General features: G+C 35.3%; 6 protein-coding genes. All 6 read right to left on the bottom strand.

Features of this window, described 5'->3' with window-relative positions:
- On the bottom strand, window positions 1–792 hold a 792-nt coding region (locus ABZA26_RS04645; protein WP_372713348.1), incomplete at its 3' end, for an alpha/beta hydrolase.
- 269 nt (window positions 793–1,061) lie between these two features.
- A complete protein-coding gene (asnS, locus tag ABZA26_RS04640; RefSeq protein ID WP_372713347.1) occupies window positions 1,062–2,453 on the bottom strand; it encodes an asparagine--tRNA ligase in 1,392 nt (463 codons plus the stop codon).
- An 88-nt stretch (window positions 2,454–2,541) separates the two neighbouring features.
- Window positions 2,542–2,736 carry a DUF896 domain-containing protein gene (locus ABZA26_RS04635; RefSeq protein WP_372713346.1) on the bottom strand — a complete coding sequence of 65 codons (195 nt, stop codon included), beginning with the start codon at window positions 2,734–2,736 and terminating at the stop codon, window positions 2,542–2,544.
- Between the two features lie 322 nt (window positions 2,737–3,058).
- Window positions 3,059–4,639 carry an asparagine synthase B gene (gene asnB / locus ABZA26_RS04630; protein WP_372713345.1) on the bottom strand — a complete coding sequence of 527 codons (1,581 nt, stop codon included), beginning with the start codon at window positions 4,637–4,639 and terminating at the stop codon, window positions 3,059–3,061.
- A 383-nt stretch (window positions 4,640–5,022) separates the two neighbouring features.
- Window positions 5,023–5,796, bottom strand: coding sequence for a MetQ/NlpA family ABC transporter substrate-binding protein (locus ABZA26_RS04625; protein ID WP_372713344.1), 774 nt, complete (start codon window positions 5,794–5,796; stop codon window positions 5,023–5,025).
- 136 nt (window positions 5,797–5,932) lie between these two features.
- Window positions 5,933–6,865: FtsW/RodA/SpoVE family cell cycle protein (locus ABZA26_RS04620; protein ID WP_372713343.1), on the bottom strand; the 933-nt coding region annotated here is incomplete at its 5' end.

The following is a 6,865-nucleotide window of genomic DNA, read 5'->3' as shown; positions in this document are numbered from 1 at the left end:
TTTTATCAGAGAATAGGGGTCCTGCCTTATTATCTGATACCCCCAGGAACCAAAGACCTCTACAAAGTGCCGCCCGTCTCCTTCTCCGAAAATAAACTGAGGTACATAGAGCATTCTTATCACCCTCATTACTCTCCGGTTGACTGCAAGCCTTATGAGACTTATGGCTCCTGCGAAGCTTCCTGCGGCTTTAAAATCCTCTATATTTCTCAATGCAATTTTTAAGGCTCCGTGACCTCCCATTGAAAATCCTGCTATACCAAAATTTCCCACAGGGTATTCCCTCCTTATTTCTGAAAGAAGTTCTTTCACAAAGTAACTTTCATACCTGTGTGATTTTCTCTTTATGAAGTCAGCATACCAGCTCTCTCCATTATACCCCGAATCAGGCATGATCAAAATCATTTCACCTATTTTCCCGTGGTTTAAAAGCCCGTCATAATTTTCTATGATTTTGGCTCTTTCCAGCCAGTCATCTGCACTGTCTCTCATCCCATGCAGCAGAAATATACATGGATATTTTTTATCCTTCAGCACTCTCGGGGTCATGACAATGTATCTCATATCTTCCCCTGTATAAATACTTTTTATATATTTTACTCTTATTTTTATATCCTTGTTAAAGGCCAGTGCCTCTGACTCCCACTCCCAGTCCACTACTTTCTCTCGGTACCATACTCCAGGAAAGGTAAGGGTTCTGTCTATTTTTCTTTTTATTTTTTTCTCACTGGTTCCTGTCATAAGGTAAAAAACCAAAAGAAACATTGTCACTACCCATATAAAACCAAACATATATTTTCACCTTTCCAAAGACATTCTAAAAAATTATATCAAAAACCAGTTAAAAAGTAAAACTATAGTAATAATATGTTCGAAACAAGTCAATGATTTAAGGTCTACAAGATATTTTTATATAAAATAACCGTATTTTTATTAAACAGCCTATATTATAGCTCATCAATTTATATCAAAATAAAATAGCAACAGGTTTTAAAGTTAAATGAAATTTTTGTATAACAAAAGATGCCGGGCATCCGGCATCTTTTGTTATACTATTCTCTTTAAAATTCAGCACTCTTAGGTGTTCTTGGGAAAGGAATTACGTCTCTTATATTGGTCATTCCTGTTATATACATCATCATTCTCTCGAATCCTAGACCAAAACCTGAGTGAGGAAAACTCCCATATCTTCTGAGGTCAGTATAAAAAGTATAATCGTCCTTATCAAGACTCATCTCTTCCATTCTTTTTTCTAGAAGAGAAAGATCATCTTCTCTCTGTGATCCCCCTATAATCTCTCCGATACCTGGAGCCAAAAGATCCATCGCCCTTACAGTTTTGTCGTCTTCATTCATTTTCATGTAAAAAGCTTTTATATCCTTCGGATAATCCGTTACAAATATTGGCTTTTTAAAGTGCTCTTCAGCCAGGTATCTTTCATGCTCACTTTGAAGATCTATTCCCCATTTCACTGGGAAGTCAAATTTCTTATCACAGTTTTCAAGAATATCCATGGCTTCTGTATAAGTAACTCTTCCGAAATCATTGTTCAGCACATTGTTCAGCTTTTCAAACAGGCCTTTTTCTATGAAGCTGTTAAAAAACTCCATCTCTTCCGGGCATTCATCCATGACATACTTAATAATATATTTCACCATGGCCTCTGCAAGCTCCATATTTACTCCGAGATCTCCAAAAGCAACCTCAGGTTCGATCATCCAGAATTCAGAAGCGTGTCTTGAAGTGTTTGAGTTTTCAGCTCTGAAGGTTGGTCCAAAAGTATATACATTTCTAAACGCAGCACAGTAAGTTTCCACATTCAGCTGACCACTTACAGTTAGGTTGGTCTCTTTTCCGAAGAAGTCCTTAGACTCATCTATAGAACCATTTTCAGTTTTAGGTACATTATCAAGGTCTAAAGTAGTGACTCTGAACATCTCTCCTGCACCTTCACAGTCTGCTCCTGTTATTATCGGAGTATGCACGTATACAAAGCCACTCTCCTGGAAAAACTTATGTATTGCATAGGCTAATACCGATCTCACTCTGAATACTGCGGAAAATGTATTTGTTCTAGGTCTTAGATGAGCTATAGTTCTCAAGAATTCAAAAGAGTGTCTCTTATTTTGAAGGGGAAAATCAAGGTCTGCTTTCTGAAAAATTTCCACTTCAGTTGCAAGTATCTCTATTGTCTGGCCCTTTCCTTGAGATTCTACGAGTTTACCTTTGATCACAAGAGTGGATGAAATAGAAGATTTTGATATTTCTTCAAAATTCCCAAGTTCACTTTCAAATACTACCTGAATTCCTTTAAAAAAAGACCCGTCATTTATTTCTATAAATCCGAAATTCTTTTGAGACCTTATTTTTTTTACCCATCCTGAGATAACTACTTCTTTTCCCAGAAAACTTTCGGTTTCTCTATACAGTTTCTTTACTAAAGTTTTTTCCATCATATCCTCCAATACATTTTTAGTGTAGTCGTGTTTCTGACTTTAGTTATGTTTTTTATAGTTATTTACATAATCTGAGCTTTATATATCAGCTTTTATATTTCGGCTCATTCTCATCCACTATTTTTATATTATCCAGGTGACCCTTTACCTGTGCCTTGAATCTTTCAAGGTACATCTCTCTGTATTTCTGTCTGTCTATTTTTTCCTCTGCTGTCAGCTCTCTTTTCTTTGATTCTCCGGCGTAATAATTAACTTTTTTTATAATATCTTTCATATCCATAATAAATCCTCCATTCCATATAAAAAAGCTCTTTGCGAGTATACGCAAAGAGCTCAGCTTTCCCAGTATAAAATCCAAGAAAGTACGGAGATACTTACACGAGCACTCGATACCTTTTGCTCTGACGCGGCAATTACGTCCATTCCTACTGACCCTTTCAGACTTTCAGACGGCGGCTCCAAGGTGTTCTTCACTAAAGGCTTCGTTACCGGACTCACACCATAACCGGCTCGCTTAAACTACTTCCTAAAGTTACTCTCCTCTTCATGGCCTTTATTTATATAGGGTAATTATACTTTAGAGTCAACTTCTTTGTCAAGAGTTACTTTCCGCTGTCACCATAGTTTGATAGCACTCTTGCACTAGGATCGTCGACATTACATCCTTCCCACTCTTTATTTGGCATCCAGAAGTCTTTTATGAGCTCAGCCTTACCAGGGAAAAATTCTTCAAAGATATCTCTGTACAGCAGTGATTCTTTTGTAAACGGAGTTCCGTAAGCATATTTTTCTTTTGCTTTCTTCACATCTTCATCAGAATATTTTTCTTCAGCGAATGCCTTGATACAGTCAACTAGTGAATGCCCAACAGCGTCACTGAAAGCAGCTTTTTCTCTGTACAGGATGTCAGTAGGAAGATATTCTCCGCCTTCAAAGGCCTTTCTTAAAAGATATTTACCCTTGTTATATGTATTTAATTTCTTTTCAGGATTAATTCCCATTACGTAATCTACAAACTCTAGGTCACCAAAGGGAACTCTTGCCTCTATTGAGTTTGCAGAGATACATCTATCAGCTCTCAGCACATCATACATGTAGATCTCTCTGAGTCTTTTCTCTGCTTCTTTTTGGAATTCCTCTCCGCTTGGTGCAAAGTCAGTATATTTATATCCAAATATTTCATCACTGATCTCACCAGTTAATAAAACTTTGATGTTTGTGTTTTCTCTTATGTATTTACAGATAAGATACATTCCCATACTTGCTCTTATAGTTGTTATATCCCAAGTTTCAAGACAGTATATTACATGTTTTAAGTTGTCTAGGACATCTTTTTCACTGATGCTAACTTCTGTATGGTCTGTACCTAGATATTCTGCTACCTCTTTGGCGTATTTAAGGTCAATAGGATCCTTTTCCATCCCTATGGCAAAAGTTTTTAAAGGTTTTTCAAGATTTCTTTGAGCTATTGCACAAACCAAGCTTGAATCTAATCCTCCGCTTAACAGATATCCAACAGGTGCATCAGAATCTAATCTTTTTATTACTCCAGCTTCCAGTCTTTCTCTTATTCCTTCTGTTATCTCTTCAAGATCTCCGTCAATAAACTTTGTATATTTTGTCATGTCTCTGTAGCAGATGAATTCTCCGCCTTTATAGTAATGTCCCGGAGGAAAAGCAACTACGTCGTCACAGAAGTCAATTAAGCTCTTCGCTTCACTTGAAAAAGCGATCTCTTTTGTGGCTTTAGAGTATCCGTAAAAAAGTGGTCTTATTCCAATAGGGTCTCTGGCTGCTAAAACTTCATCAGCTTCTGCATCATACATAACCATGGCATATTCTGCATCTAGATATTTAAACATCTCCACACCCATCTCTTTGTAAAGAGGGATAAGTACTTCACAGTCACTTCCTGAATGAAATTTATACTTCTTTGAAAGATCTTCTTTTATTTTTCTGAAATTGTATATTTCTCCGTTACATATTGCTATACTTCCGTCTAGCATGAAAGGCTGCATTCCGCTGTTGCTAAGATCCATTATTGATAATCTGTGGAATCCCCATACCCCTTTATCTTTTAATATCTCTGTAGAGTCCGGACCTCTATACACGATCCTGTCAAAGCTTTTTTCAAACCCTAATAATTCCGCTTCTTTCCCTGAATAATACATGATTCCACACATAATTTACCCCCTATTTTTAATAACTAATTTTTTTTATAAAAAAAACTCTTTGCATATATGTGCAAAGAGCCTTACCTTCCTGTAGATAGAAACTTCAATTGAAATTTCAAGAAAGTACGGAGCCGCTTTTATATGCACTCGATACCTTTTACTTTAACGCAGCAATTACGTCCACGCCTACTAATCTTTTACAGACTTTCAGATGGCAGCTCCAAGGTGTTCTTCTCTAAAGGCTTCGTTACCGGACTCACACCATAACCGGCTCGCTTAAACTACTTCCTAAAGTTACTCTCCTCTTCCTAGCTTTTATATTTTATTTATATTTAATTTTAGAGTTATTATACATAGTATTTATCTTATTGTCAAATACTATTTCTAAATCATCAAATAATAATTCCTTTGTATTTTTTTGCAATTATACTTTTTACTTCGCTGGATTTAAGAAGTTCATACAGTCTTTTAATCTGCTTTCTTTTCTTGCTTTTATATTTTCCCGCAAGGACATTTATATATTTTTTATCATATTCTTCCAGATACAATACATTTTTCCATGGGTCTCCGCCTCTTTGAAGAATTTCATTCCCATTTGCTATTATCGCATCAGCCTGTTCCATTACCCTTACCAAATATTTTGGACTAATTTCTAAAAATGTTATATTTCTGGGGTTTCCTACAATTTGATATTCGCCATTTAGCTTTATCAGGCCTGTGCTTTCTAATAATTTAAGAGCTCTTACTCTGTCACTCTCAATATTGGGAATTGCAATGACAATATTTTTAAACTCTTTTATACTTTTATACTTTTTTGAATATATTCCCATTTTTTCAAAATATATGTCCCCATAAGAGACTATATTGGTGTTGTGTTCAGTGTTGTAAGAATTCAAAAAATCTTTATTTTGAGAATAATTGACATCTATAACACCTTCTAAAAGATCAATATTGGGCTGGATAAAATCTGAGTATTCCAGGATCTCAATTTCAAATTCTTCGTCTTTAAAATTATTCTTTATAAATTTCAGAATTTCTGAACTGGAGTTGGAAGCAACCCCAACCTTTAAAGTTTTTTTATTTCCATCACTGTTGAAGAATAAAAAGTTAGCATTGGAAATACCAAATAATAAAAGAAAGATCCCTAAAAAAGTTGTTTTTCTCATAAAGTCACCTCTAGCTATTATATCATAATTCTTTAAAAAGATAAGAATCTCTTTAGTATTTTTAATAAAACACAACTTTCATAAAAATTTATTTATATCTGCTTTTTTTATAAGTACCAATTTTAAAAATACTCTTCTAATAAGCTCCGTATTTTTTTAAAAGATTGTGTTTATTGACATTTAATACTATTCCCAAGGCTGCAAAAACAGTTATCAGCGAGCTCCCTCCGTAACTGAATATTGGAAAAGGTATTCCTGTAACCGGCATTAGTCCAGTTACAACAAACGAATTGATCAAAAGTTGTGTAAAAACAAGGCTTGCCATCCCTGCCACAAGATACTTGGCAAAATAATCCTTTGAGTCCACTGCTGTTGTCATGGAAAGAGTGAATATTGTGTAAAATAAAACCATTATAAGCAGAACTCCTGTAAATCCCCATTCTTCACCGAGAGAGGCCAATATAAAATCAGTATGTATCTCTGGAAGGTAGCTGTATTTTTGGACTCCATTGGCATAGCCCTTTCCAAATGGTCCTCCGCTTCCCATTGCTATCAGAGACTGCCCCACTTGATAGCCTACATCATTGCCGTATTCTCCTTTTAAAAGACCGTCAACATAGCTTTTTACCCTTTTTACCCTATAATTAACCTTTTGAATGTCATCTATAAAATAATACACATAGGATAAATAGGATACTACTATAGCAGATGCTCCTCCAATAAAAATAGCTATTGATTTCCCTGATACTTTAGAAACAAAAAGCATAAATAAGAGTATTGATGTATAGTGTATCACCGTACCCAAATCCCCCTGCATCATTATCAGCACAGCAAACAAACCAAATATCGGAATCACATTGAATATTATTCCATAAGTTTCAAAATCTTTTTTTTCTCCATTTTCAAATAATTTAGCTAAAATTATTATATACGGTATTTTTAAGAATTCCGCCGGCTGCACACTTAAGGGCCCTATTCTTATCCATCCTATGGCTCCATTTATTACAGGCACAAGTTTGGGAACAAGTTTAGATCCTATTATCACTGTCAATAATAAAAGGACAGAGGT

The organism is Ilyobacter sp., from assembly GCF_041583315.1.
Lineage (GTDB): Bacteria > Fusobacteriota > Fusobacteriia > Fusobacteriales > Fusobacteriaceae > Ilyobacter.
This window is presented reverse-complemented; position numbering and strand designations above follow the sequence as displayed.

Excerpts from the sequence above, each read along its gene's own strand:
- ABZA26_RS04635 (WP_372713346.1), bottom strand. The coding sequence starts at position 2,736 with ATGGATATGAAAGATATTATAAAAAAAGTTAATTATTACGCCGGAGAA.
- asnB (WP_372713345.1), bottom strand. The coding sequence starts at position 4,639 with ATGTGTGGAATCATGTATTATTCAGGGAAAGAAGCGGAATTATTAGGG.
- ABZA26_RS04625 (WP_372713344.1), bottom strand. The coding sequence starts at position 5,796 with ATGAGAAAAACAACTTTTTTAGGGATCTTTCTTTTATTATTTGGTATT.
- asnS (WP_372713347.1), bottom strand. The coding sequence starts at position 2,453 with ATGGAAAAAACTTTAGTAAAGAAACTGTATAGAGAAACCGAAAGTTTT.